Source organism: Bacteroides sp. RTP31139st1_H2_RTP31139_211217 (assembly GCF_040227615.1).
GTDB classification, from domain to species: domain Bacteria; phylum Bacteroidota; class Bacteroidia; order Bacteroidales; family Bacteroidaceae; genus Bacteroides; species Bacteroides uniformis.
Genome location: NZ_JBCNZM010000002.1, coordinates 65,193 through 91,438, shown reverse-complemented (window position 1 = coordinate 91,438; position 26,246 = coordinate 65,193). Strand labels below are relative to the sequence as shown.

Sequence of the window (26,246 nt, the reverse complement as noted above, 5' to 3'; positions counted from 1 at the left end):
GGGGGATGAAAACTATAGCCCCTTCGTTATCACCGGCAATCCGAAACCTCCTTTCTGCAAAGTCAGGACTTTCGGTTTGCCTTTTCGTGCTTTGTTGTATGTGGCTGTGGAAACATGCAAGGTCTCTATCGCTCCATCCTCGAAAGCCACCTTTAAGTAATATTCCTTACGTACTCCGTCCGACACATAACGATGCTTGCCTACTTTACGTCTCTTTTCATGTTCTTTTATCAGCTTCTCAAGTACGGTAACCGTCACCTCCTTTGTCGAAGCAGGAGCCGCCATCCGATAATTCCCTACCAGAAAAAGCGAACAACTGATGACACCCACGCACACCACATGGCACAATATATTCACTGCCTTTTGCTCCATCGTTGTCAGCCATATCCATTTTTTATATAGAGGAAGTGTAACGACTGCCACCACAAGTCCTACCCCTACGGGTATCCACACAGCAGCCAACGTATCTTCATAGATGTTATATCCGATGCAGCCCAAAGCTACGACCAGTACAAACATCAGAAAACGGAGTATTTTTATAAACAGTTCTTTCATTGCCGCGTTTATATTTTTTGCAAATATAGGAAAAATATCATTCGACCGACTGTCAAATCTGTTCAATCTACATGAACTTACTTGCTTGATAGAATGTTATAACTACAATAACTAAAACAGAAAATATCATGGAAAAGAGCTTAATTCATAGTAATGAACTGCATTTTATCAGTAAGAAACGCATTCATCAAGCAGTAGAGAAAATGGTTGAGTCATTGGATTTGGCTGCGGGTTCCACAACCGGCTTCAACATCTATGCAGTAGTGGAGAGCTATTTCACGGATTTGGAAAAACGAAAAGAAATCAATCAGCTGCTCAACCTGGAGCAAGATGTCTGCGAAGAAATAGAGGCAGAATTAAGTTATAAATAAATTACGGAGTTACCGACTACTATTAAGTTACGGGCTACAAGTGTCCTGCAGTATGATAATGCAGTACACTTGTAGCCCGTAACTTATAGTAGCTGATAGCCAGTAAATTGAAACTTGTAGCCCACTCAGTCTTTCGCCTGATGCACCGTCAACTGCGGGAATGGGAAGTCGATACCTTCCTCATTGAATACGGAGTAAATCTTCTTGTTCATATCAAAATAAACGCCCCAGTAGTCTCCGCTCTTCACCCAAACACGAATCACCACATTCACACTGCTGGCATCCAAGGCATGAAGAGCTACAAACGGTTCGGGAGTATTCAAGATACGGCTGTCTTCGGAGATGATACGACGCACGGTGCTCTCTACCTTGTCATAATTCTCACCATATTCTACACCGATCACCCAATCTACACGACGCGTATCCTCACGGCTGTAATTAGTCACTGTACCACTGCTCAACGCACCGTTAGGGATATAGATTACCTTATTGTCGGCTGTGGTCAGAATCGTATGGAAGATTTGAATCTCACGTACCGTTCCGGACACTCCCTGGCTTTCAATCCAGTCGCCTACCTTGAAAGGACGGAACAACAGTACAATCAATCCACCCGCAAAATTCTGCAAGTTTCCGGAAAGTGCCATACCGATAGCCACACCGGCAGATGCCAACAAAGCTGCAAAAGAAGTAGTTTCCACTCCCAATTTGCCGATAACGGCAATAATCAGCAGAATGGTCAGCAAGATATTGACTAAACTTTTCACAAAGCTCTGGATACTGGCATCCACATGTCTTTTTGCCAATAACCTCGCCAGCATTTTCCTAAGAAAGGAAATCAAGAACCGTCCTACCACAAAGATGATGACAGCTCCAATAATACGTCCACCGGCACTTACGCCCCAATCTATCAATTGCTGAAGGAATATCTGCAGTTTGCTGAAACCATCGTCAGCAACTTGGGCAGCAAAGGCTGCCATGAATAAAGATGATAACATAACTATACTCTTTTTTTAAAATTAATGCTGCAAAATTAACAAATAACTCTGACTTTCGTTCACTTAACTTGCCACTTTCGACGAAAACTCCTACCTTTGCTCCCGATTTCAACTAAGGGGTGCCCTAATACGACGGGCTGAGATCATACCCATTAACCTGATCCGGGTAATGCCGGCGGAGGGAAAAGAAGAAAAGTTCCCCTTTTCTGTATTCATCTAAACGAAACAATTGCAAATGAAGAGACATGCAATGGCGACCTGCCTCCTTATGGCAGCACTGGGTGTCTGTGCGCAGACACAAGAGCAAGACAGTCTGCGGGTGATAAACCTGCAGGAAGTGGAAGTCATCTCCACACGTGCCACAAACAGCACACCGGTGGCATTCACCAATATAGGCAAAGAACAACTGAAAAAACAGAATTTCGGACAAGACCTGCCGTATCTGTTGAGTATGACACCCTCCGCCATTACTACCAGCGACGCCGGTGCCGGGGTGGGTTACACCACACTGAGAGTCCGCGGAACAGATGGCACACGCATCAACGTCACCGCTAACGGTATTCCCATCAACGATGCGGAAAGCCACACGGTATTCTGGGTCAACCTGCCGGATTTCGCCTCCTCCGTCAAGGATATGCAGGTGCAACGCGGAGCTGGTACCTCAACGAACGGTGCAGGAGCTTTCGGTGCCAGCATCAACATGCAGACGGGTGATTTCTCCATGAAACCCTATGCAGAATTCAACGGTTCCTACGGCTCCTTCCATACGCACAAGGAGACGGTGAAAGTGGGAACGGGACTCATCAACAATCATTGGTCGTTCGACGCGCGGCTCTCCAACATCAGTACAGACGGATATATAGACCGGGCGTCTGTGGGACTGAACTCCTATTACCTGCAAGGAGGGTACTACAATGACAACACCTCTATCAAGCTGATAACCTTTGCCGGCAAAGAGCGCACTTACCACGCATGGAACTATGCCAGCAAGGAAGAGATGGAACGTTACGGACGGCGTTATAATTCCTGCGGATTCATGTACGCCACCGACCGGGACGGCCATGTATACAACAAAGAATATTATAAAGACGACAACGGCGAGAAGCATTACCTCACGGACGAAGGAGGTGCACTGCATTTCTATGACGACCAGACCGACAACTATACGCAAAAGAATTACCAGCTGCTATTCAACCACAATTTCACCCCACAATGGAACCTGAATATCGGCCTGCACTACACCAAAGGCGACGGATACTATCAAGAATATAAAGGTGAACGCTCGTTAGCAGAGTACGGCATGTCTCCTTTCGAATACAATGGCGGCAAGGTAGAAGTAAGCGACCTTATCCGCAAGAAGGCAATGGACAACTGGTTTGGCGGTGGAATCTTCTCCGTAAGCTACAAAGCCGACCGTCTGCATGCCTCGCTAGGCGGTGCACTGAACCGCTATGACGGCGACCACTTCGGAAAAGTGCTTTGGGTAAAGAACTATATCGGCGAACTGAACCCCGACCACGACTACTACCGCAACAACGCCACAAAGAACGACGGAAATATTTATCTGAAAGTCAATTATGAACTGGTAAGCGGCCTCAGCGCCTACCTCGACCTGCAATACCGCCACATCAACTACAAGATAAACGGACTGAACGACAAGTACAACTGGACTGCCGCCACTCCGGGAATGCAAAAATTGGACATTGACGAAGATTTCGACTTCTTCAACCCGAAAGCCGGACTGTCCTGGCAAATCGACCGCAACCACCGCCTATACGGTTCGTTCAGCGTAGCCCATAAAGAACCTACGCGCAACAACTACACCGACGGCTACTTCACCGAACATCCCAAGGCTGAGCGTTTGTTCGACTACGAACTGGGATATACCTTCGCCAACTCATGGCTCCATGCGGGTGCCAACTTCTACTATATGGACTATAAAGACCAGCTGGTACTGACGGGAGAGCTGAACGAGATAGGCGAAGCCATGGCCAGCAACGTGCCCGACAGCTACCGTACGGGTATTGAACTGATGGCTGGCATCAAACTGGACTGCGGCTTGCAATGGGACATCAATGCCACACTCAGCAAGAACCGTGTGCAGAACTTTACCGAGACACTTTTTGAAAACGAGGAGGCTGGGTCGGAAGCATGGGTCATCAAACACGGGGATACCCCCATCGCATTCTCTCCCGACTTCATACTGAACAACCGCTTCGGCTATACGTTCAAGGGATTCGAGGCCTCGTTGCAGTCACAATATATCAGCAAGCAATACATGAGTAACGCCAAGCGAGAGGAGTGCACACTGGATGCTTATTTCGTAAGCAACCTGAATCTGTCCTATACCTTCAAGTTGCCTAAAGTAAAGTCGGTAACCATAGGGTGCACCATCTATAATCTGTTCAATGAAGAATACGAGAATAACGGATACGCAGGCAGCGGATACTATCTCGACGATAACGAAGGAAAAGTCCGTTACAACTATGCCGGCTACGCTGCCCAGGCGGGAACGAATGTATTGGGACATATAGCAATCAATTTCTGATGGAACATATTCTTGAGATTACAGGCACTGTGACCGGGCTCCTCTACCTCTGGTTGGAGTACCGGGCAAGCATTTATCTTTGGATAGCGGGCATCATTATGCCTGCCGTCTATATTTTTGTCTACTATGATGCGGGGTTGTATGCAGATTTCGGCATCAACATCTATTATCTGGGTGCTGCCATCTACGGCTGGATGATGTGGAAGTACGGAGCTGTACTACGACGTACTATCTTGAAACGGAAAGATGCCCCACAAAGGGGAGAGAACAACAGAACAGAAGAACAAAAGCAGGAGCTTTCCATTACCTATATGCCGACGCGCTACTTGCTGCCGCTTACAGCCGTATTCACCGCCGCCTTCCTCGGCATTGCCTGGATATTGATAAACTTCACGGACAGCAATGTGCCCTGGCTGGACTCCTTCACCACCGCACTGAGCATCGTCGGCATGTGGATGCTGGCACGGAAATATGTAGAACAATGGTGGGCATGGATTGCGGTAGATGCCGTCAGCTCCGGACTGTACATCTACAAAGGACTTGATTTTACAGCCGGACTATATGCCCTTTATACAATTATAGCTATCTTTGGCTACTTCAAATGGAGAAAAATGATGAGCAAAGACGAAGGATTAGAGATTAGGGATTAAGAAAGACATGAAAGACGAACTATCAACGAGCAACGAGCAATTATCAACTATTGATGCCGTAGTTTTGGCGAATGGGGAATATCCTGCCGGTCCCCTGCCTTTGAAGATATTGGCGGAAGCGCCATACGTGGTTTGCTGCGACGGTGGAGCGAACGAATACATCCGCCGGGGCCATACTCCCGACGTAATCATCGGCGACGGTGACTCCCTCAGTGATGAAAACCGCCGGAAGTTCGGACATATCCTACACCGTATCAGCGACCAGGAGACCAACGACCAGACTAAAGCCGTCAATTTCCTGCTGGCGCAAGGCAAACGCCGCATCGCCATCATCGGTGCCACGGGCAAGCGTGAAGACCATACACTGGGAAATATCAGCCTGCTCATCGACTATCTCCGTGCCGGAGCCGATGTACGTACCTATACCGATTACGGCATCTTCATCCCCTGCCGGAGTACCCGCACCTTCCCAAGCCATCCCGGACAGCAAGTATCCATCATCAACTTCACTGCACACGGTCTGCATGGCAAAGGACTGGTCTATCCCCTCAGCGATTTCACCAACTGGTGGCAAGGCACACTCAACGAATGCACCAGTACAGAATTCACCATCGAGGCGGAAGGGGAATACCTGGTATTCGTCACTACTTCTTCGCTTCCGCCACTTCAACAAAGTACACGCTGATACAAATCATGGCAATGGCAGCGGCTTGCGTCCAACTGAAACGGTCTTGCCCCAAGGTGAGGGAAACAACGGTAGTCACCACCAGTATCAGATAGCTGTACATGGCTACAACCGTCGTCTTGAGATACTTCAAGCCCACCGGAACCAGAAAGTAGCTGAGGTAAGTAGGGAAAACCAGCACAAAAGCCAGCACCGCCCACGGCACCCAGTGCCACTCCCCATGCAAGGCATCCGTAAGCAAGGGTGCATCCCAGCCTATAATGGACGACACAATCAATCCCGTTACTGCCGCACCGCCAAAGATGTACTTCATCATCGTCACTACCCCGACCTCTTCCAGCAGTTTCTTGCTCACAATCAGGTAAACGGCAAAGACCAGCGAGCTCACCATGCAGAGCATGTTGCCCGTAAACGCATCGTGCGCCAGGTCATCACTGCCTTGCGTAAGGATACACAACAACGCACCGCCAAAACCCAGCGCTATGCCGATTATCTTCATCAGCGTAGCCTTTTCGTGCAGGAAAAAGACAGATATCAGAAAGACCCAAATGGGCTGCATGGAGTTGAAGATGGCACTGGAAACCGGAGTCGTCTTACTGATGCCCAGCAGATAGCAGAACATGAACCCGTAGAGTCCGAAAGCTCCCAGACAGAACAGCCCTATCCGCTGCCGCCTTGTGACCGGTGCCTCCTTTACAAACCAGCTTGTTATCCAAAATGCCACGGCAGCAAAGACACAACGCACCGTGACACCTGTCAATGCACCCAGCCACAAAGGGAGCAGAAATTTCAATCCATTCATATTCAACCCCGCCATGACGCGCGATGCAACCATACTGAGATTGGCTTCCAGTTTCTTATCTTTCATCAGCTTCGTATTTTTCCCCTCAAACAATTCATTACTTTGAAATGTTTTAAGGAAAAAGGAGATAACGTTATGGCAAAAGTTAAAGAAGAGCAATCGTCCCAGCAAACAAAGCAAGTCCTCGCATTCTCCACCCGGCTACGCCATGACCTTAAGAAAGCCTGCCGGCAACTGGATGAGGGAGAAGGACAAGAGGATGTCACAATCAGTAAGGAGGTGGAAGCATGGCTAAACAAATAATCTGGTCGCCACTTGCCAAAGAAGCTCTGAAGGACCTGCTGATTTCCTCGCAAGAAAGAGATGGCAACAAACGGTGTGGCGGGACTCTGTACACCTTGTTCCAAAATGCATTGTACCGTGTCACGCTGAATCCGTTTATCGGACAGCCCACCGAAGCAGAGAACATACGGTACATCATTCCGCATCCCGACTATACGCTTCTTTACCGGCACAGTCTCCGGAAGATTGAAGTGCTTGTGCTATGGAACAACCATCATAAGTTGGGCAGCATGATAAACATCATCCGGGAAGAACCCGATACAGAATAAAGCAGCCAATCTTGTCAAGAGCAGATTTATGGAAGATTAACGGAACAGACGCATGATCGTCCGTTCATATAGCCGGAACAAACCATGTATCCGTCCCGAACATATCATCCGTTTATCCTCGACACACCATCTGTCAGCGCTGAATATATCATCCGAAAGCTCGGAGCTTTTCATCCGAAACATCCGGACTTTTCGTCAAAACCGCCGGAATTTTCCAAGCAAATGCCCACCATTCCGCTTGCTGAAGTGGAGGATTAAATCTGCAAAACACTGGTTTAGGAGAGTAAACCCTAAGCTTTGGCTAATGAAGTGACGGAAGAACACAACAAAAAAGGAGAAGCGACGCCTCTCCTTTTATGCTAATTTAAAATTGAATCTGAACTAAGATTGCAGTTACAAAGATACAACATCCGAAAGGCAATGTCAAGCAATCCGGTGTTTTTCTTTACTGACGTCCCATTCTTTATACATGCATCAGATATTGCTTGAAGTCCGCAAAGTCCTTCGACATTGGCAGGCTCTTCTTCTCGCCGCGCATAAAGGCCTGAAGCTTGGCAGGTATTTCTACGGCTTCACCGATAATCTTCTCCACTGTATCCTTGAACTTCGCCGGATGGGCCGTTTCCAAGAATACGCCCGTTTCGCCGGGTTTCAGTCCTTCGGCCAGGGCCCGGAAGCCGCAGGCTCCGTGCGGGTCGAGCAGGTAATGGTCCTTCTTCCACACTTCCCGCATGGTTTCGGCAATCTGCTCGTCGGTATAAGTGGCACCGCTGATTTCGGCAGAGATGGCGGCATGGCTGCCTCCGTAAAGGTCGAGTACGCGGGCAAAGTTGCTCGGGTCGCCCACATCCATCGCGTTAGCAATGGTAGCGATACTGGGACGCGGTGTATAAACACCCGTCTGCAAATATTGGAAGAAGATATCATTGCGGTTGTTGGAAGCGATAAAGCGTTCCACGGGTAGTCCCATACGCTTGCCGAAGAGGCCGGCAGTGATATTGCCGAAGTTACCACTGGGTACACAAATGACGGCATTGTCTCCCTTACCGGCACGCTTCAGTTGAGCATAGGCATAAAAGTAATAGAATGCCTGCGGCAAGAAACGCGCCACGTTGATGGAATTGGCGCTGGTCAGTTGCAGGTGCTCGTTGAGTTCCCCGTCCATAAAAGCGGATTTAACCAGAGCCTGGCAATCGTCGAACGTGCCATCGACCTCAATGGCCGTGATATTCTGCCCTAAGGTAGTAAACTGTTTCTCCTGGATTTCACTGACTTTTCCCTTCGGGTAGAGCACATAGACGTGTATGCCTTCCACACCGAGGAAACCATTGGCAACAGCACTCCCCGTATCACCGGAAGTAGCAACGAGAACATTGACTTGCTTCTTGCCCTCTTTCTTGATAAAGTATCCCAGCAAACGCGCCATGAAGCGACCGCCCACATCCTTAAAGGCAAGCGTCGGACCATGGAACAGCTCAAGCGAATAAATATTCTTTGTCACCCGGACCAGAGGGACATCGAAACTGAGTGTGTCATAAACAATCTGTTTCAGCGTATCGGCAGGAACATCCTCGCCAAAGAAAGCATCTGCCACGCGATAGGCTATCTCCTGAAAGCTGAGTGTATCGATGCTATCGTAAAACTCTTGTGGCAGAGTTTTGATTGTAAAGGGCATGAAAAGCCCCTTGTCTGCGGCAAGCCCCTTTACCACGGCCTCTTCAAGAGTGGCTTCGGGGGCTTGTTTGTTGGTGCTATAATATTTCATTGCGGTATTTTTTTATTCACCACAGAGTCTCACAGAATTCTCTATAAATAAAACCCCGTAAAACTCTGTGTTACTCTGTGGTGGAACTCATAAATTCATTAATAAACTCGTCTTCTTTCATCAGTCCGTAACTGCCTTCGCAGGCTGCCACTTCATCAAATGTCCGTACTTCGTCAGCCTCGATACCCGGATGCCAAATGAGGAACGGGATAGGTTCGGCCGTATGCGTACGGAGTTCGCAGGGAGTGGGATGGTCGGGCAATACGGAGATAGCAACGGGTTCCTCCCAATCCTTCACAGCCTCGTAGATAGGACCTACGGCACGGCTGTCCAGATTCTCAATCGTCATAATCTTCAAGGGGACATTTCCTTCGTGACCGGCCTCATCACTGGCCTCGATATGCAGGTAGACAAAATCATCCGTCCGCAATGCATCAAGGGCGGCAGCCACCTTATTCTCATAGTTGGTATCATAAAGCCCCGTCGCACCTTCTACGGTGATGCGCCGCAATCCGGCATAGTAGCCGATGCCGTTAATCAAATCCACGGCAGAAATCACAGCACCACGCTTCACCTGCGGGAACTTGTCTGAAAGGCGCTCCATCTGCGGACGATAACCGGGACTCCACGGCCAGATGCTATTGGCAGGGTCCTTACCCTCGGCCTTCCGCTTCATGTTGACCGGATGGTTTTCCAGCAACACTTGCGAACGGAGAATCAAATCATTAATCAAATCGGCAGTCTGCTTCGGAGTAAGCTCTGCACCGCCTTCGGGGACCGAAATATTCTCCGTACCCTCCATCGGCTTCACCATCAACGGACGGAAAGGCCTCAAAGGGACATCGTGGGGCGGCGTACAGTCAATGCGCTTGTCCCCTCCTTTTATTACCAGCAGATGGCGGTATTGCACGCCCGTATGGAAATGCACGCGGTCATCACCCAAATGCTCCTGAAGGTATTTTACCAACACATCCGCTTCCTCTGTAGTAATGTGTCCGGCAGAATGATTCTTGATATTGTCTCCCTCGATGCAGATAATGTTGCAGCGCATCGCCATCTCACCCGGCTGCAAGTCCACACCGATACTCGCCGCCTCCAATGGACCGCGGCCTTCGTACACCTTCGGCAGGTTATAGCCCAGAACGGACATATTCGCCACCTCACTGCCGGGATGAAATCCCTCAGCCACCGTCACCAGCCTTCCCACACGTCCCATGCGTGCCAGCTTGTCCATATAGGGAGTTGCAGCCGCCTGCAGCAAGGTTTTACCTCCCAGAGCCTTCACGGGCCAGTCGGCCATACCATCACCCAATATAATGATGTGTTTCATCTTTCTATATTACGATTTGGATTAAACGTTTGCAATGCTCATAATATCCGCAAATACCCCCGCAGCCGTTACACCCGCACCGGCTCCGTAGCCTTGTATCATCATCGGATATTCCTTATAGCGTGCCGTGGTCAGCAGGATGATGTTATTGCTGCCTTCCAGCCCGTAGAACGGATGGTTGGCGCCGACTTCCTGCAAACCGACAGATGCTTTGCCATTTTCCAGCTTGGCTACGAAACGCCAATGCTTGTTCTCGGCTTCCAACACCTTGCGGCGGGCTTCGAAATCGGCATCGAGGCTCGGCACTTTCTTCCAGAAGTCATCCAGGGAGCCTTCAAAGAAGTCATCGGGCACAAAGAGGTTCTTCTCAACATCGCTCTGTTCCAAACAGTAACCGGCCTCGCGTGCCAGAATCACCAGTTTGCGGATAACATCCTTTCCGCTGAGGTCGATACGCGGATCGGGCTCGGAGTAACGTTCCTCCTGCGCCATCTTAATGGTCTTGCTGAAAGGAATGTCGGCACTGATTTTATTGAAGATATAGTTCAACGTACCGCTCAGCACGGCTTCAATCTTCAATATCTTATCACCGCTATGGATAAGGTCGTTAATGGTATTGATGATGGGGAGTCCGGCACCTACATTGGTTTCAAACAAGTACTTCACACCGCGTTGGCGGGCAATCTGTTTCAGTTCACGGTAGTTCTCGTATTCGGAAGAAGCGGCAATCTTGTTAGCAGCCACTACCGAAACATTGTGCAGCAGCAAGTCCTTGTAAAGGGAAGCCACGCCTGCACTTGCCGTACAGTCCACAAAGACAGAGTTAAAGATGTTCATACCGATAATCTCATTACGCAGCGTTTCCAGAGAGCTGTCCTTTCCCTTCTCCTGCAGTTCTTCACGAAAACGTCCCAAATCGAAACCTTCGCGGCTGAACATGGCTTTGTTTGCATCGGCAATGCCCACTACATTCAGCTGCAGGCCGTTCTCCTGCATCAGCTTCTGGCGCTGGCTGTGAATTTGCTCTATCAAGCTGCCGCCTACGGTTCCTATGCCGCAGATAAAAAGATTCAGTACCTGATATTCCGACAAGAAGAAAGAATCATGGATGACATTCAGCGATTTGCGCAATGATTTGCTGTCCACTACAAACGAGATGTTGGTTTCCGAAGCACCCTGCGCACAAGCAATCACATTGATACCGTTACGCCCCAACGTACCGAACAGCTTTCCGGCAATACCCGGCGTATGCTTCATGTTCTCGCCTACGATGGCCACGGTAGCCAGGTTCTTTTCTGCCTGAATAGGAGAAATTTCTCCCATCTCTATTTCTTTGGCAAACTCCTCGTTCAGCACCTCGCAAGCCAGATCAGCATCCGCATTGCGCACACCGATAGACGTTGAATTCTCCGAAGAAGCCTGGGACACAAGGAACACACTGATGCCATTCTTTGCCAGCGCCTTGAAGATACGGTAGTTCACACCGATGACACCTACCATACCAAGGCCTTGCACTGTAATTAGGCTCGTATCATTGATGGATGAAATACCCTTGATGGCCTTGCTTTGCGGGTCGGAAACCTCTCGCTTGATGACAGTTCCCACACCCTCCGGATTGAAGGTATTCTTCACCAGAATGGGGATATTCTTGTGGCAAACCGGATAGATTGTAGGCGGATAGACCACTTTCGCACCGAAGTTACAAAGCTCCGTAGCTTCCACATAGCTCAATTCATTGATAGTGTATGCCCTGGAAATCACACGCGGGTCAGCTGTCATGAATCCGTCTACATCCGTCCAGATTTCCAGACTGTCGGCATCCAGTGCAGCAGCAATGATTGCCGCCGTATAGTCAGAGCCACCTCTACCCAGGTTCGTTACCTCTCCCGTCATTTTGTCTGTGGAGATAAAACCCGGAACCAATACGCGTTTGGGCAGGCTGCTGAATGTCTCGCGCACCAACGAATTTGTCAGCTCCGTATCCAGCACATGCTTGGAATGCTTCTTTTCCGTCTTGATAAACTTGCGTGAGTCAAACCACTCCGCTCCCGTCAACTGGGCAACGATGATAGATGAAAGACGTTCGCCATAGCTCACAATCGTATCGGACGTCTTCTGCGAAAGGTCCTTTATCAGATAAATGCCCTGAAAGATGTCCTTCAGCTCGTTGAGCAGCTCACCAATCTGGCGTTGCAAGGCAACCTGCGCCTCGCCTGCCGGAATCACTTCCTTAATCATTTCCACATGACGATAGACAATCTCCCGGAACTCATTCTCGTAAGAAGCATCACCGGCTGCCGCCATTCTAGAGGTGTTTATCAACTTGTCCGTGATGCCGCCCAATGCGGACACCACCACGATAACCGGTTCATCGACTGCTTCTACAATTCTCTTGACGCTCAAAATACTGTTCACGGAACCTACGGACGTTCCGCCGAATTTCATTACTTTCATTTCTCTTTATATTGTTGAGATGGTTGATACAATGTGTCGGAAACAAGCTGCTACGGCTTGCATTGACTTTAATTAAATGGAAAAACTGCTTGAAAATGGTGTAACACGTAGAAACACAAAATACTATCCCTAACCCCTAAGGGTCATGGTCCACATGGATGTGACTGTATGTTGATAGTACTTGTTCATAGTCTCTTGTTTCTATCATTTATGATAAGTGTTGCAAAAGTAACAATAAAAACATTCAATCTATCACTTTTTGCGACTTTTTTGCGATAAAAATGCAGAAAGCCTCTAAAAAGGCAAGAAATATGCACAACTTACGGCTTACACTTTCACACTTTCCATACCTTTTTTCTGTATATCCGTTTATTCTTTTCTAACATTTTGCTATCATTCTCAATATATATCATTATATTTGCATGGAAAACATGAAAGAAAAGTGCGCATGAACCCAGAAAACACTTCCGTTTTGCTAATATACACCGGTGGAACTATCGGAATGATAGAGAATGCAGAAACCGGCGCCCTGGAAAGCTTCAACTTCGAGCAGTTGCAGAAACATGTTCCCGAACTTCAGAGATTTGCGTTCCGTATCGACACTTATCAATTCGACCCGCCCATGGATTCCTCGGACATGGACCCCGATGCCTGGCGCAAACTGGTACGCATCATCAGCAACAACTACAACCAATATACAGGCTTCGTCATCCTGCATGGCACAGACACCATGGCCTACACAGCTTCTGCACTCAGCTTCATGCTTGAAGGGCTGAACAAGCCCGTCATCCTAACCGGCTCGCAACTGCCCATTGGCGTGCTCCGCACAGACGGCAAGGAAAACCTGCTGACCAGCATCGAAATAGCCACCGACCGCCACTCCAACGGACAGCCCATCGTACCCGAAGTCTGCATCTTCTTCGAAAACCACCTGATGCGCGGCAACCGTACCACCAAAATGAACGCGGAGAACTTCAATGCTTTCCGTTCCTTCAATTATCCGGTACTCGCTTCCGCCGGTATACATATTAAATATAATAATGTGCAAATTCATACGCACGGCACTCCCCACGAACTGGAGCCTCATTATCTGCTTGATACCAACATCGCCATACTGAAGCTTTTTCCAGGTATTCAGGAAAATGTCGTGGCAGCCATACTTGCCACTAAAGGACTGAAGGCCGTAGTCCTCGAAACCTACGGTTCCGGCAACGCTCCCCGAAAGGAATGGTTTCTACGCCGCCTGCATGATGCCTGCGAACAAGGCATCATCATTGTCAACGTCACCCAATGCAGTGCCGGCACTGTTGAAATGGAGCGCTATGAAACCGGTTACCAACTGATGCAGGCAGGAGTTGTCTGCGGATATGACAGCACAACGGAATCTGCCGTAACCAAGCTGATGTTCCTTCTGGGGCACGATTATCCGCCTGCCGAAATACGCGAACTGATGGGACGACCGCTGGCAGGGGAAATTACCGTGTGAAGCACAACTATCACTGCACCGGGGTCAATTCTCCCGTCACAGAATCTATTATGAAACCGCTGACATTGATATCATTCGGTATCAGCGGATGATTGATAATAGCTTCCACCGTACCTTTTACCGATTTCTCCGTATCTTCGAATCCATACAGCCAAGACTCGAAATCCACTCCGCAGAAACGAATCATATCAATCGTCTCTTGCTTGATGCCCCGGGCCTTCATATGCTCTATCATCTGGGCGCTGCTCATGTGGCACGCACCGCAATCGGAGTGGGCAATAACCATCACTTCCGTCACGCCCAACTCGTAAATGGCCACCATCAGGCTACGAATGACACTACCGAACGGATGTGAAATGATTCCACCCGCATTCTTTATCATCTTCACATCGCCGTTCTTGATGCCCAAGGCTGCCGGCAGTAAAGCGGTCAAACGGGTATCCATACAAGAGAGGATGGCAATCTTCTTATCCGGGTATTTATTCGTGATGTATTTCTCATACCCCTTCTCGGCTACAAAACGCTTGTTGTATGCAAGAATATCTTCTATCATGGCTTTTATAACATGTTATTGTTTTCTACTCACAAAAATAAAAAAACTCTATGGGAGTCTGCAAGCCCTGCATCGAAAAATTGTACCTTTGGGCAATCATTTTAGAAGAGAATGCACAACTATGGCTAAAGAGAAGACGGTTTATGTATGCAGCAACTGCGGACAAGACTCTCCCAAATGGGTAGGCAAGTGTCCGTCGTGCGGAATGTGGAACACGTATGTGGAAGAGGTGGTACGGAAAGAAGTGGTGAACAAGCGTCCCGTATCGGGCATAGAGACCGCCAAAGCCAAACCCATAACCCTCCATGAAATTGTAGCCGATGACGAACCGCGCATTGACCTCCATGATGCCGAACTGAACCGGGTACTAGGTGGTGGTCTTGTACAAGGATCTCTTGTTTTGATTGGCGGCGAACCGGGCATCGGGAAATCCACCCTGGTGCTACAAACCGTACTCCGCATACCGGAAAAACGCATCCTCTACGTCTCCGGCGAAGAAAGTACCCGCCAATTGAAACTGCGTGCCGACCGCTTGACAAGTGCTTCCAGTGATTGCCTCATCGTATGCGAAACTTCCCTGGAACAGATTTACGTCCATATCAAGAACATCCGCCCGGACATCGTCATCATCGACTCCATACAGACGATTTCTACCGAAACCCTTGAATCGTCGCCGGGGAGTATTGCCCAGGTACGGGAATGTTCCGCCTCCATCCTGCGCTTTGCCAAGGAAACGCATACGGCGGTCATCCTTATCGGGCATATCAATAAGGAAGGAAGCATAGCCGGCCCCAAGGTACTGGAACATATCGTGGATACCGTACTCCAGTTCGAGGGCGACCAGCACTACATGTACCGCATCCTGCGTAGCATCAAGAACCGCTTCGGAAGCACTGCCGAACTGGGTATTTACGAAATGCGGCAAGATGGATTACGGCAGGTGAGCAACCCATCCGAACTACTGCTGAGCCAGGACCATGAAGGTATGAGCGGCATAGCCATCGCCTCCGCGATAGAAGGCATCAGACCGTTCCTCATCGAAACGCAGGCATTGGTCAGCAGTGCCGTATATGGTAACCCACAACGCTCTGCCACAGGGTTCGACATCCGCCGCATGAATATGCTGCTGGCCGTATTGGAAAAACGTGTAGGCTTCAAGCTGGCACAGAAAGACGTCTTTCTCAACATTGCCGGCGGATTGAAAGTGAACGACCCGGCAATAGACCTTGCCGTCATCAGCTCTATCCTCTCCAGCAACATGGACACGGCCATAGAGCCGGAGGTGTGCATGGCGGGAGAAATAGGTCTGTCAGGTGAAATCCGCCCAGTGAACCGCATAGAGCAGCGCATCGGAGAAGCAGAGAAACTTGGATTCAAGCGATTCATACTTCCCAAGTATAATATGCAAGGACTGAACACGAAGAAGATTAAAATGGAATTGATACCGGTACGGAAGGTGGAAGAAGCATTCCGTGCCCTATTCGGATAATCATTATGATACAAGAATACCAACTGCGCGTATTGCCCGAAGTAGCGGCAAACGAGCAACGCCTGAAAGAGTACTTAGTACATGAGAAAGGACTGAATGCACGGGAGATAACAGCAACGCGCATCTTGAAGCGCAGTATCGATGCCCGCCAACGGACAATCTATATCAACCTCAACGTACGGGCATATCTGAACGAAATGCCGAAAGAGGACGAATATCAACATACCTTATATAATAATGTAGAAGGAAAGCCCCAAGTAGTAGTGGTAGGCGCCGGTCCCGGAGGACTCTTCGCCGCCCTGCGACTGATAGAGCTCGGTCTGCGCCCCGTCATTGTGGAGCGTGGAAAGGACGTACGGGAACGCAAGAAAGACTTGGCGCAAATCAGCCGCCAGCAACTCGTCAACCCGGAGTCCAATTACAGCTTCGGAGAGGGAGGTGCCGGAGCTTACTCGGATGGCAAGCTGTACACACGCAGTAAGAAGCGTGGCAATGTAGACAAGATTCTGAACGTCTTCTGCCAACATGGAGCCTCCACTTCCATTCTGGTAGATGCACATCCGCACATAGGTACAGACAAACTGCCGCGTGTCATCGAAAACATGCGGAACACTATCATCCAGTGTGGTGGCGAAGTCCACTTCGAAACACGCATGGACGCCCTACTCATAGAGAAGGATGAAGTCAAAGGCATTGAAACAAATACCGGCAAGACTTTCCTTGGCCCGGTGATACTTGCCACCGGTCACTCTGCCCGGGACGTATACCGCTGGCTTGCCGCCAACAATGTAGAGATTGAAGCTAAAGGCATTGCCGTAGGCGTACGACTAGAACACCCTGCCACCTTGATAGACCAAATACAATATCACAACCGGAACGGACGGGGAAAATATCTGCCTGCCGCCGAATATAGTTTTGTAAACCAAGTGGACGGACGAGGAGTATATAGCTTTTGCATGTGTCCCGGCGGCTTCGTTGTGCCCGCCGCCAGCGGTCCCGAGCAGATTGTAGTCAACGGGATGAGTCCCAGCAACCGCGGTTCCCGTTGGAGCAATTCGGGAATGGTGGTAGAGCTACGCCCGGAAGACATAGAGCAATTTACTATTGACAATCTACAATTTACAATTTCTATGCAGCACGACAGCGCGGCTAATTGTCAATTGCCAACCGTCAATTCCCAATTAAGCATGATGTATTTTCAAGAGTATCTGGAGCGCCTCTGCTGGCAACAAGGCAATATGAAGCAGACAGCACCGGCACAGAGAATGGCAGACTTCACTAAGAAAAAACTGAGTTACGACCTGCCGGAAACTTCGTATGCACCGGGACTGGTTTCCTCACCTCTCCACTTCTGGATGCCCTCTTTCATTGCAGAACGCCTGAGCAAAGGTTTCCAGCTATTCGGGAAATACAGCCGTGGTTTCTTGACGAACGAGGCGACAATGATTGGAGTGGAAACCCGTACTTCGGCGCCGGTACGCATAACAAGAGACAAGGAGACACTGCAACATGTACGCGTAAAAGGATTGTTCCCTTGCGGAGAAGGCGCCGGATATGCCGGAGGCATTGTTTCTGCCGGAATTGACGGCGAACGATGTGCGGAAGCGGCAAAGGCATTCTTTGATTAAGCTATAATATTTACATCCAAATTTTGATTTTTCACTTTTTCTCGTTTAATTTGTAAACTATTATCACATATATGTTGTTATATTGTATTTATTATGAGGTTCATCATAAACATTGTATGCTTTCTATTCCTTTTGCCTCTCATAGCTACGGCGCAAACATATAAATACATAGGGGTGGAAAACGGATTGAGCAACCGCAGAATCTTCGACATTCAAAAGGATTCGGTAGGTTACATGTGGTTCCTCACCAACGAAGGCATAGACCGGTACAATGGAAAAGACATCAAGCATTATAAATTAATAGAAGAAAACAAAGAGTCAAGTTTCCCCATCCATCTCGGTTGGCTATATTTTGAAGAGAAAGGGAAATTATGGGTCATAGGTAAAGCCGGTCGCATTTTTCAATACAACCAAGAACACGATGTGTTCAACAGAGTATATAAACTGCCCAAGACACCGGTCAATATCAGCTACGGCTATATGGACTGCAATCACAGGATTTGGCTCTGCAGCAGATACAGCATCGCTCTCTACGACACACAAACCGGAGAGGTCCATCAAATGTCCAATGAACTGAAAAGCAGCATTACAAGTATCGAACAAGTGGACAATAACCACTTCTTCATGGGTACCGACAAGGGATTGCGATATGTCAAACTCGAAAATGAGACATTGCAGATTGTCCCTCTTGAACCTCTTGACAAAATCCAGGCCCAAATCAGTTCACTCTATTTCCACCAAGAATCACAAAGACTTTTCATCGGTACTTTTGAAAAAGGCGTCTTTGCCTACGACATACGGCAACAACGGATTATACACTCCAATACGGATTTGAGCGATGTAAACATTGCCCGAATCAAGCCTCTGAACCAGACAGAGCTATTGATAGCGACAGAAGGTATGGGTATACACAAAATCAACATGAACTCGTGTATCTCGGAACCGTACATCGTCTCCAGCTACAAAAGCCACAATGAGATGAACAGCAATAACATCAATGACATTTATATTGATGAAGAAAAGCGGATATGGATAGCCAACTACCCGGAAGGAATTACCATTATAGACAACCGGTACAAAAGCTACAACTGGATAAAGCATTCTATCGGAAACAGACAATCGCTGGTCAACGACCAGGTACACTCTGTCATTGAAGACAGTGACGGAGACCTATGGTTCGGAACAAGTAACGGAATCAGCCTTTATCAATCGAAAACCGGGCAGTGGCATTCATTCCTGAGCTCCTTCGACCATCAACTGAAAAACAAGAATCACATCTTCATTACGCTATGCGAGGTATCACCCGGCATTATTTGGGCAGGAGGATATACTTCGGGAGTATACAAAATAAATAAAAGGACACTCTCGGTAGAATATTTCTCCCCTTACCTGCTCAATCCGGACAACATTCGTCCTGACAAGTATATCCGCGACATTGTAAAAGACTCCAAAGGATATATCTGGTCCGGAGGGTTCTATAATCTGAAGTGCTTCGATTTGTCCCTGAATTCCGTCCGTCTGTATCCCGGAATAAATTCCGTCACCGCCATTACAGAAAAGGACGACGGACACATGTGGATTGGGACAAGTGCCGGACTGTATCTGCTGGACAAAGAGTCGGGTAGATTCCAATATGTCGCCTTGCAGGAAGAGACGACCTACATCAACACACTTTACCAAGCGGAAGACCTCTCTCTATATATAGGAACAAACGGCTCCGGAGTGGTTGTCTACAACGCAAAGGACAGTACGTTCAAGCATTATCACAAGGACAATTGTGCCTTGATTTCAAACAACATCTACACCATACTCCCCGAGTCGGACGGGCATATCCTGATGAGTACCGAAAACGGAATCAGCTGTTTCCACCCTACGGAGAAGACATTCCACAACTGGACTAAAGAGCAAGGGCTGATGTCCTCCTGCTTCAGTGCCTCTTCCGGAACGCTACGCAAGAACAAGGGTTTTGTCTTTGGCAGCACAGACGGAGCCATCGAGTTTCCCGAAGGAACCCGTTTGCCCAAGTACATCTACTCTCCTATGATACTCAGCGATTTTCAGATACTCTATCAGACAGTCTTTCCCGGCAGTCCGAATTCCCCCTTGAAGGAAAACATCAACCAGACAGACCGGTTAAAGCTGAAATATAACCAGAACACTTTTTCCCTCAGTATTTCATCCATCAATTATGACGCGCCGGACAATGTCACTTTCTACTGGAAGCTGGAAGGCTTTTACGATGACTGGAACCGCCTGGGTGAAGAAGGGCATCTCCGCTTCACCAACCTTGCCTCGGGCGATTACAAACTTTACATACGGGCGGTATCCAAGGAAGAGCCTTATCTTTATTTTGAAGAGCGAAGCATCGACATCAGCATTGCGCGCCCCGTCTGGTTCAGTTTTTGGGCCATAGCCTGCTATGTCCTGCTGACAGTACTGATGTCCGTTGTCGGTTTCCGTGTCATGGCACTGAGAAAACAGAAAAAGATATCCGATGAGAAAACCCGTTTCTTTGTCAATACCGCGCATGATATCCGCACGCCATTGACACTGATAAAGGCACCTCTGGAAGAAATGCTTGAAAACAAGACACTGAACGAAGCCGAGACCAACAATATGCACATGGCACTGAGAAATGTCAACTCCCTCCTGCGCATGACTACCAATCTGATAAACTTTGAACGGGCAGAAGTATATTCCCCTCATCTGTACATAGCAGAATATGAATTGAATACTTACATCAAGGAGATATACAACAATTTCCAGACCTATGCCACCATAAAACATATCACTTTCAGATACGAAAGCAATTTCAGCTACATGAATGTATGGTTCGACAAAGAGAAGATGGACTCTATCCTGGAAAATGTCATATCCAATGCTCTGAAGTATACTCCCCAAAATGGCGATATACTCATTTCTGTTTATGACATGAAAAGCTCCTGGAGACTAGAAGTCAAAGATAATGGAATAGGAATTCCCGCCAAAGAACAAAGAAAACTGTTCAAGATGCACTTCCGTGGAACAAATGCCATCAACTCCAAAATAACGGGAAGCGGTATCGGTCTGATGCTGGTGCGGAAGCTGGTAAGCCTGCACAATGGAAAAATATACATTGAGAGCACCGAATGCCAAGGCAGTACTGTCAGAATCATCCTTCCCAAAGAGAAAGAACAGTTCAAGAACTTCACTCTGTCCGTTAAGGATAAGAAGACCTTCTATGAACCGGATGTCCCCACCGTTCCTTTGAAACTTGCCGGAGAACTCCGGACTGAAGACAATGACAAACTGCATCGCATCTTGATTGTAGAAGACAATGACGAGCTGCGCAACTATCTCTTCCAGTCGTTCTCTCCGATTTACAATGTACAAGTATGCAACAACGGCAAGGAAGCGCTGACCATTGTAAAACAATTCTGGCCGGGACTGATTCTTTCCGACATCATGATGCCGGAAATGCGAGGCGACGAATTATGCATCGCCATCAAGAACGATATTGAAACATCCCACATCCCGGTAGTACTGCTGACGGCACTGGGAGATGAAAAGAACATTCTCGAAGGACTCCATATCGGTGCGGACGAATATATTGTAAAACCTTTCAGCATAAACATACTGAAAGCCAGCATTGCCAATCTGCTTGCCAACCGCGCATTGCTGCGCAAGAGATATGCGGATTTGGAAATCAATACAGAAGAAGAGCCCTCCACAACTACCACTTGCTCCAACAGTCTCGACTGGAAATTCATGTCGAATGTAAAGAGACATATCGAGGAGAACATGGATAATCCCGATTTCACAGTAGACGTATTGTGCTCGCTCCTGAATATGAGCCGTACCAGTTTCTACAGTAAACTGAAAGCGCTGACCGGCCAGGCACCGGCAGATTTCGTACGGAATATCCGTTTGAAACATGCTGCCGAGCTATTGAAAGAAGGGAAATATTCCGTGACTGAAGTAGCAGAAAGAACCGGTTTCTGCGATGGGAAATACTTCCGGGAAGTCTTTAAGAAATATTTCAATGTCAGCCCCAGCCAATATGCGAAAGGAGACACTCCCCGCTCCCCAAAAGGAGAGGGAGAATAGTTCTGCATAGGAGAATTTTTCATTTTGCAGCCCCGCACAGACAAACCCTAAAAAATAATCCGTATTTTTGCAGAAACAAAAAAACGAGAATGACTCCTGAAATAGCAATCGTCGACTCCAACACCCTCTCCTGTCTGGGACTGCAGAACTTGCTGGAGGAAATCATCCCGACAGCCATCATCCGCTCTTTCCGTTCCTTTGGCGAACTGATGGATGATACGCCTGACATGTATGTGCATTATTTCATCTCTTCACAGATTTACTTCGAGCATACCGCTTTCTTTCTGGAGCGCAAGCCCAAAACCATTGTGCTGGTCAATGGTGAAACCGTCCCCCAACTGTCGGGCATGCCGACGCTAAACATCTATCAGGACGAACAAAATCTGGCAAAAAACATTCTGCAGCTGCGCCAATACGGAAACCAATACAGACAAAACCACGGAAAGCCGGCACCCGCCAGACACTCGGATATGGCAATAAATACAGCCGCCGGGCACGACCTTTCCGCCCGCGAAATAGAAGTGCTGGTGCTGATTACCAAAGGTCTCATCAACAAGGAGATTGCCGACAAACTGAACATCAGCCTGACCACCGTCATCTCACACCGCAAGAATATCACCGAGAAGCTGGGTATCAAGTCCGTGTCCGGGCTGACTATCTATGCCGTGATGCACGGATATGTGGAAGCGGACAGAGTATAATCCTACAACCGGATACATCAGAAGCGAAGTCTTTTCAGAAAGACTTCGCCCCAATTAGTGTGCTAATGTGCTAACATCTAATCGTTCCTCCGTGGGGTAAAAATCGTTCCACCATGGTGGAACGATTTTTACCCCACGGAGGAACGATATTTTTTGCATGATGGAACGATTTAAGATTAGCACTCCAGGAACGAAATCCTAATAAATGAGGATTGTCCCTTCCGCAAGAATCCCTTTACTTTGCAGGTGCTTAAAAAAACAGTTTATGAACAGATATAGAATCTTAGCCGGTATCTTCTGCCTCCTGGCAACCGGCAACGTACTTGCCGAAGAGGCAGACACCTTGAAAGTGGTGGATGTAGAGGAAATAACCGTCATTGCCGCCCCCAAAGAAAACCGGAAACTGCGCGAACAGCCCGCCGCCGTCACCCTGCTTTCGCAGCAGGACATGCAGAACGCACAGGTGAACTCCATCAAGAATCTGACATCCGTAGTGCCCAATATGTTTATCCCCGACTACGGCTCGCGACTGACTTCGGCAGTCTATATCCGCGGCATCGGCTCGCGCATCAACACTCCCTCCGTAGGACTTTATGTAGACAATATACCTTATATAGACAAGTCAGCCTTCGACTTCAGCTATGCCGACGTAGAGCGCATCGACGTGCTACGCGGTCCGCAGGGCACGCTCTACGGGCGCAATGCCATGGGCGGATTGATTAAGGTGCACACCAAATCGCCCTTCTCCTACCAGGGGACGGACTTCCGCATGGGGGCAGGTACGTACAATGCCTATAATACCTCGCTGACCCACTATCACCGCCTTTCGGAACGGTTCGCCTTTTCCACCGGAGGTTTTTACGATTATCAAGGAGGATTCTTCCGCAACACGGTGAGGGACGAGAAAGCGGACAAGGGGCAATCGGCAGGCGGACGCATCCGCGCCATCTACCTCCCCTCGGACAACTGGAAGGTGGACCTAAACATCAACTACGAATACAGCGACCAGGGTGGCTACCCGTATTTCTACCAAGGCAGCCTGGCCCCCGAAGCACAGAGCGAGCCGCTGAAGCCCTACATCGGAAAAATCTCCAATAACGCCCGTAGCAACTACTACCGCAACCTGCTGAACACGGGTCTGAACCTGGAATACCAGGCACAGCACTTCACGTTGAGCATGGTCACCGGCTACCAGTTTCTAAAGGACTGCATGGACATAGACCAGGACTTCACCGCCAACGACATCTATACCCTGCAACAGAAACAACGCTCCCACGCACTGAGCGAGGAAATCATCTTGAAGAGTAAAAGCGGTAGCCGCTGGCAATGGACCACCGGCGCCTTCGGCTTCTACCAATGGCTGAATACGGAAGCTCCCGTCACTTTCAGGGAAGCCGGAATGGGGATGCTGAATCAGATGTTGGGCAGTGTCATCCCATCGCAAATACAAGTAGAGATGGGACCATCCATGAGTATGAATATCCTGCCCTCACTGGGCATCAGCAGCCGGACCATGCCCATCGGGGGCAGTTTCGACACTCCGCTGCTGAATGGGGCACTCTTTCATCAATCCACCTTCAGAGATTTATTCGGGCTGAAAGGAGTGTCGTTCACTGCCGGGTTACGCCTGGATTATGAGCGTATGAAGATGGATTACAACTCCGGCACCAGCCTGGACTACAAGGTGGGCATCAAGGGAGAAATGAAGCGGGGCGACGTCGTCATCCGCGAAATAGAGATGATGCCGGAGACGGCGCTGACCGTAGAGTCGCGCTACCAAGGAAACATTGATAAGGATTATCTTCAGCTGTTGCCCAAGTTTGCTTTGCAGTATGACTTTGCGCGAAACAGAGGAAATGTGTATGCAACGGTCAGCAAAGGTTACCGTTCGGGAGGTTACAACGTGCAGATGTTCTCCGACCTGCTGCAATCCAGTTTGAAGAATGACATGATGCGGCAAAGCAAAGAGGCGATTATGCCCAACGTGCCGGATGCCTACAAAGAGCTGGTGGGTAAATACTTCCCCGATGCGGGAGAGAATCCGGATGCAAAATCCGCCACCGTCTACAAGCCCGAACAGACCTGGAACTACGAAATAGGAACACACTTGAATCTGCTGGACGGACGTCTGCATGCCGACGCCGCCATCTTCTGGCTGGAAACCCGCGACCAGCAGATTTCACGCTTCGCCCCAAGCGGACTGGGACGCGAAACGGCAAATGCCGGCAAAAGCCGCAGCCAGGGGGCAGAGGTTGCCTTGACGGCTGCCGTTGCTACGGACTTCACGCTGAATGCAAGTTATGGTTATACCTATGCCACCTTTAAGGATTACATCACCAACGAGAAAGTGAATGGGGAGCTTCAGGAAATCAGCTACAACGGCAAGTACGTACCCTTTGTTCCCAAGCATACCATGAACGTGGGCGGTCAGTACATCTTCCGCATCCGTCCGGGGCACTGGCTGGACTGCATCCAGCTGAACGCCAACTACACCGGTGCCGGGCGCATCTACTGGACCGAGAAGAATACCGTGAGCCAAGCCTTCTACGGCACGCTGAACGGACGTATCAGCTTCCAGAAAGGACATGGACAGATTGATTTCTGGGTGCGCAATGCACTGGACAAAGAGTATGCTTCGTTCTATTTTGAGAGTATGGGGAACGGATTTATGCAGAAAGGACGGCCTGTGCAGGCGGGAATAGAGTTGAGGTGCAGGTTCTGATTGGAGAGCTTTGTCCCTCCGAAAGTAAAGGAAAATAGAAACGGTCGTTCGGGTACTTACACATTGCATACCCGAACGACCGTTTCTATGTTTCTATCTGACAGAGGAGAAGTTATCCTCTATGTACCCAGTTTTCAATTTCAATATTAGGTATTCTTTCCAGATGTTTCTTGTTTTCAGTAACCATTATCATTTGGTTAGCCACCGCTGTACATCCTATAAATAAGTCCAAATCCTCAATGGGAGTTCCTTGACTATATAAGGCAGCCTTACTCCGGGCATAACAACATAAAGCCGAGGACAAAGGTATTACCTTGATATCTTGGCAGAAATCAGTAACAAGCTGCAAGTTTCTCTCCACATTATTACTTCGCTCTGCACCGAACAACAACTCTGCTACCGTAACCTCCGAAATGCAACAATGTTCCCAGCCCACCTTTTCAATATGTTCGTCTACTCCAAATTTCTGACGCATGAAGCGAACACAAATATTAGTATCAAGCAAATATCGTTTCATTCGTCAAAGGGGCTAAAGTTTTCTTCTTTTCGAGAAAGGCGTGATGCATATATATCATCATTGATTTCATCAGAATCACGATTGTCCTTCCAACTACCGGCATACTTTGCAAGCATACGCTTAGTCAGCAATTTGCTATCTGCCGCTGTCGGAATGGAATGACTATTCTTATTCAAAACCTCCTTCATATATTTTCTGAGGCTCTCCAATGCAGTACTGCTATTGATATTGACTATCTCACGAATCAACTCCAATTTTCCGGCTTCCAACTCCAAACTACTCATAATCAATTCCTCCT

General features: G+C 48.5%; 21 protein-coding genes and 1 riboswitch. Of the genes, 12 read left to right on the top strand and 9 right to left on the bottom strand.

From position 1 onward, the window contains the following. Positions 1 to 12: 12 nt before the first annotated feature. Entirely contained in the window at positions 13 to 555 is a 543-nt protein-coding gene (locus tag ABUA47_RS00770) for a hypothetical protein (RefSeq protein ID WP_005828477.1), read from the bottom strand. Between the two features lie 128 nt (positions 556 to 683). Between ABUA47_RS00770 and ABUA47_RS00765 the strand changes: the two genes are divergently transcribed. Further along, positions 684 to 926 carry a hypothetical protein gene (locus ABUA47_RS00765; RefSeq protein WP_005828479.1) on the top strand — a complete coding sequence of 81 codons (243 nt, stop codon included), beginning with the start codon at positions 684 to 686 and terminating at the stop codon, positions 924 to 926. 125 nt (positions 927 to 1,051) lie between these two features. Here ABUA47_RS00765 and ABUA47_RS00760 read toward each other — a convergent pair whose 3' ends face one another. After that, entirely contained in the window at positions 1,052 to 1,921 is an 870-nt protein-coding gene (locus ABUA47_RS00760) for a mechanosensitive ion channel family protein (RefSeq protein ID WP_034528887.1), read from the bottom strand. 105 nt (positions 1,922 to 2,026) lie between these two features. After that, positions 2,027 to 2,123: riboswitch (TPP riboswitch) on the top strand. 33 nt (positions 2,124 to 2,156) lie between these two features. Between ABUA47_RS00760 and ABUA47_RS00755 the strand changes: the two genes are divergently transcribed. The 3 genes from ABUA47_RS00755 to ABUA47_RS00745 are packed head-to-tail and all read left to right on the top strand — an operon-like array spanning position 2,157 to position 5,804. After that, positions 2,157 to 4,469 carry a TonB-dependent receptor gene (locus ABUA47_RS00755; RefSeq protein WP_035450260.1) on the top strand — a complete coding sequence of 771 codons (2,313 nt, stop codon included), beginning with the start codon at positions 2,157 to 2,159 and terminating at the stop codon, positions 4,467 to 4,469. Continuing rightward, entirely contained in the window at positions 4,469 to 5,119 is a 651-nt protein-coding gene (gene pnuC / locus ABUA47_RS00750) for a nicotinamide riboside transporter PnuC (protein WP_035450261.1), read from the top strand. The genes ABUA47_RS00755 and pnuC overlap by 1 nt, the downstream gene beginning before the upstream one ends. A gap of 7 nt (positions 5,120 to 5,126) precedes the next feature. Further along, a complete protein-coding gene (locus ABUA47_RS00745; RefSeq protein WP_035450263.1) occupies positions 5,127 to 5,804 on the top strand; it encodes a thiamine diphosphokinase in 678 nt (225 codons plus the stop codon). On the opposite strand, the gene ABUA47_RS00740 is transcribed toward ABUA47_RS00745, so the two are convergent. Next, the gene (locus tag ABUA47_RS00740; RefSeq protein WP_005834988.1) at positions 5,764 to 6,672 is read right to left on the bottom strand and encodes a DMT family transporter; all 909 of its coding nucleotides are present in this window, start codon (positions 6,670 to 6,672) and stop codon (positions 5,764 to 5,766) included. The two genes, ABUA47_RS00745 and ABUA47_RS00740, sit on opposite strands and share 41 nt — an antisense overlap. 69 nt (positions 6,673 to 6,741) lie before the next feature. On the opposite strand from ABUA47_RS00740, the gene ABUA47_RS00735 reads away from it, so the two are divergent. Beyond that, the gene (locus tag ABUA47_RS00735) at positions 6,742 to 6,909 is read left to right on the top strand and encodes a hypothetical protein (protein ID WP_165860120.1); all 168 of its coding nucleotides are present in this window, start codon (positions 6,742 to 6,744) and stop codon (positions 6,907 to 6,909) included. Then, the gene (locus tag ABUA47_RS00730; protein WP_005834986.1) at positions 6,894 to 7,217 is read left to right on the top strand and encodes a type II toxin-antitoxin system RelE/ParE family toxin; all 324 of its coding nucleotides are present in this window, start codon (positions 6,894 to 6,896) and stop codon (positions 7,215 to 7,217) included. The genes ABUA47_RS00735 and ABUA47_RS00730 overlap by 16 nt, the downstream gene beginning before the upstream one ends. A gap of 463 nt (positions 7,218 to 7,680) precedes the next feature. Here the strand turns inward: ABUA47_RS00730 and thrC are convergent, their stop codons facing one another. The 3 genes from thrC to thrA form a co-directional block, all read right to left on the bottom strand. Then, complete coding sequence (gene thrC, locus ABUA47_RS00725) at positions 7,681 to 8,982, bottom strand: threonine synthase (RefSeq protein ID WP_035450267.1); 1,302 nt, start codon at positions 8,980 to 8,982, stop codon at positions 7,681 to 7,683. Positions 8,983 to 9,052: 70 nt separating this feature from the next. Then, positions 9,053 to 10,312 (bottom strand): cofactor-independent phosphoglycerate mutase, encoded by a 1,260-nt coding sequence (locus tag ABUA47_RS00720; RefSeq protein WP_008665992.1) that lies wholly within the window; start codon positions 10,310 to 10,312, stop codon positions 9,053 to 9,055. Between the two features lie 21 nt (positions 10,313 to 10,333). Next, entirely contained in the window at positions 10,334 to 12,766 is a 2,433-nt protein-coding gene (gene thrA, locus ABUA47_RS00715) for a bifunctional aspartate kinase/homoserine dehydrogenase I (protein WP_005828504.1), read from the bottom strand. A 448-nt stretch (positions 12,767 to 13,214) separates the two neighbouring features. Between thrA and ABUA47_RS00710 the strand changes: the two genes are divergently transcribed. After that, positions 13,215 to 14,252: an asparaginase gene (locus ABUA47_RS00710; RefSeq protein WP_005834979.1), complete on the top strand. Its 1,038-nt coding sequence runs from the start codon at positions 13,215 to 13,217 to the stop codon at positions 14,250 to 14,252. Positions 14,253 to 14,262: 10 nt separating this feature from the next. Here the strand turns inward: ABUA47_RS00710 and ABUA47_RS00705 are convergent, their stop codons facing one another. Further along, positions 14,263 to 14,805: a beta-class carbonic anhydrase gene (locus ABUA47_RS00705; protein WP_005834976.1), complete on the bottom strand. Its 543-nt coding sequence runs from the start codon at positions 14,803 to 14,805 to the stop codon at positions 14,263 to 14,265. Positions 14,806 to 14,926: 121 nt separating this feature from the next. Here ABUA47_RS00705 and radA point away from each other — a divergent pair, with 121 nt between their 5' ends. The 5 genes from radA to ABUA47_RS00680 all read left to right on the top strand — a co-directional run bounded on the left by radA (position 14,927) and on the right by ABUA47_RS00680 (position 25,431). Continuing rightward, positions 14,927 to 16,294 carry a DNA repair protein RadA gene (gene radA, locus ABUA47_RS00700; RefSeq protein ID WP_005834974.1) on the top strand — a complete coding sequence of 456 codons (1,368 nt, stop codon included), beginning with the start codon at positions 14,927 to 14,929 and terminating at the stop codon, positions 16,292 to 16,294. Positions 16,295 to 16,299: 5 nt separating this feature from the next. After that, the gene (locus ABUA47_RS00695; RefSeq protein WP_005834972.1) at positions 16,300 to 17,922 is read left to right on the top strand and encodes an NAD(P)/FAD-dependent oxidoreductase; all 1,623 of its coding nucleotides are present in this window, start codon (positions 16,300 to 16,302) and stop codon (positions 17,920 to 17,922) included. A gap of 93 nt (positions 17,923 to 18,015) precedes the next feature. Further along, the gene (locus ABUA47_RS00690; protein ID WP_055288502.1) at positions 18,016 to 22,008 is read left to right on the top strand and encodes a two-component regulator propeller domain-containing protein; all 3,993 of its coding nucleotides are present in this window, start codon (positions 18,016 to 18,018) and stop codon (positions 22,006 to 22,008) included. 89 nt (positions 22,009 to 22,097) lie between these two features. Continuing rightward, positions 22,098 to 22,709: a helix-turn-helix transcriptional regulator gene (locus ABUA47_RS00685; RefSeq protein WP_347774710.1), complete on the top strand. Its 612-nt coding sequence runs from the start codon at positions 22,098 to 22,100 to the stop codon at positions 22,707 to 22,709. A 265-nt stretch (positions 22,710 to 22,974) separates the two neighbouring features. Continuing rightward, complete coding sequence (locus ABUA47_RS00680) at positions 22,975 to 25,431, top strand: TonB-dependent receptor (RefSeq protein ID WP_005828519.1); 2,457 nt, start codon at positions 22,975 to 22,977, stop codon at positions 25,429 to 25,431. A gap of 112 nt (positions 25,432 to 25,543) precedes the next feature. On the opposite strand, the gene ABUA47_RS00675 is transcribed toward ABUA47_RS00680, so the two are convergent. Together ABUA47_RS00675 and ABUA47_RS00670 are read right to left on the bottom strand one after the other, a co-directional pair. Next, positions 25,544 to 25,948 carry a type II toxin-antitoxin system VapC family toxin gene (locus tag ABUA47_RS00675; protein ID WP_005828521.1) on the bottom strand — a complete coding sequence of 135 codons (405 nt, stop codon included), beginning with the start codon at positions 25,946 to 25,948 and terminating at the stop codon, positions 25,544 to 25,546. After that, a complete protein-coding gene (locus ABUA47_RS00670) occupies positions 25,945 to 26,232 on the bottom strand; it encodes a hypothetical protein (RefSeq protein ID WP_005828523.1) in 288 nt (95 codons plus the stop codon). The genes ABUA47_RS00675 and ABUA47_RS00670 overlap by 4 nt, the downstream gene beginning before the upstream one ends. Positions 26,233 to 26,246 lie beyond the last annotated feature (14 nt).

Excerpts from the sequence above, each read along its gene's own strand:
- ABUA47_RS00770 (WP_005828477.1), bottom strand. The coding sequence starts at position 555 with ATGAAAGAACTGTTTATAAAAATACTCCGTTTTCTGATGTTTGTACTG.
- ABUA47_RS00765 (WP_005828479.1), top strand. The coding sequence starts at position 684 with ATGGAAAAGAGCTTAATTCATAGTAATGAACTGCATTTTATCAGTAAG.
- ABUA47_RS00760 (WP_034528887.1), bottom strand. The coding sequence starts at position 1,921 with ATGTTATCATCTTTATTCATGGCAGCCTTTGCTGCCCAAGTTGCTGAC.
- ABUA47_RS00755 (WP_035450260.1), top strand. The coding sequence starts at position 2,157 with ATGAAGAGACATGCAATGGCGACCTGCCTCCTTATGGCAGCACTGGGT.
- pnuC (WP_035450261.1), top strand. The coding sequence starts at position 4,469 with ATGGAACATATTCTTGAGATTACAGGCACTGTGACCGGGCTCCTCTAC.
- ABUA47_RS00745 (WP_035450263.1), top strand. The coding sequence starts at position 5,127 with ATGAAAGACGAACTATCAACGAGCAACGAGCAATTATCAACTATTGAT.
- ABUA47_RS00740 (WP_005834988.1), bottom strand. The coding sequence starts at position 6,672 with ATGAAAGATAAGAAACTGGAAGCCAATCTCAGTATGGTTGCATCGCGC.
- ABUA47_RS00735 (WP_165860120.1), top strand. The coding sequence starts at position 6,742 with ATGGCAAAAGTTAAAGAAGAGCAATCGTCCCAGCAAACAAAGCAAGTC.
- ABUA47_RS00730 (WP_005834986.1), top strand. The coding sequence starts at position 6,894 with ATGGCTAAACAAATAATCTGGTCGCCACTTGCCAAAGAAGCTCTGAAG.
- thrC (WP_035450267.1), bottom strand. The coding sequence starts at position 8,982 with ATGAAATATTATAGCACCAACAAACAAGCCCCCGAAGCCACTCTTGAA.
- ABUA47_RS00720 (WP_008665992.1), bottom strand. The coding sequence starts at position 10,312 with ATGAAACACATCATTATATTGGGTGATGGTATGGCCGACTGGCCCGTG.
- thrA (WP_005828504.1), bottom strand. The coding sequence starts at position 12,766 with ATGAAAGTAATGAAATTCGGCGGAACGTCCGTAGGTTCCGTGAACAGT.
- ABUA47_RS00710 (WP_005834979.1), top strand. The coding sequence starts at position 13,215 with ATGAACCCAGAAAACACTTCCGTTTTGCTAATATACACCGGTGGAACT.
- ABUA47_RS00705 (WP_005834976.1), bottom strand. The coding sequence starts at position 14,805 with ATGATAGAAGATATTCTTGCATACAACAAGCGTTTTGTAGCCGAGAAG.
- radA (WP_005834974.1), top strand. The coding sequence starts at position 14,927 with ATGGCTAAAGAGAAGACGGTTTATGTATGCAGCAACTGCGGACAAGAC.
- ABUA47_RS00695 (WP_005834972.1), top strand. The coding sequence starts at position 16,300 with ATGATACAAGAATACCAACTGCGCGTATTGCCCGAAGTAGCGGCAAAC.
- ABUA47_RS00690 (WP_055288502.1), top strand. The coding sequence starts at position 18,016 with ATGAGGTTCATCATAAACATTGTATGCTTTCTATTCCTTTTGCCTCTC.
- ABUA47_RS00685 (WP_347774710.1), top strand. The coding sequence starts at position 22,098 with ATGACTCCTGAAATAGCAATCGTCGACTCCAACACCCTCTCCTGTCTG.
- ABUA47_RS00680 (WP_005828519.1), top strand. The coding sequence starts at position 22,975 with ATGAACAGATATAGAATCTTAGCCGGTATCTTCTGCCTCCTGGCAACC.
- ABUA47_RS00675 (WP_005828521.1), bottom strand. The coding sequence starts at position 25,948 with ATGAAACGATATTTGCTTGATACTAATATTTGTGTTCGCTTCATGCGT.
- ABUA47_RS00670 (WP_005828523.1), bottom strand. The coding sequence starts at position 26,232 with ATGAGTAGTTTGGAGTTGGAAGCCGGAAAATTGGAGTTGATTCGTGAG.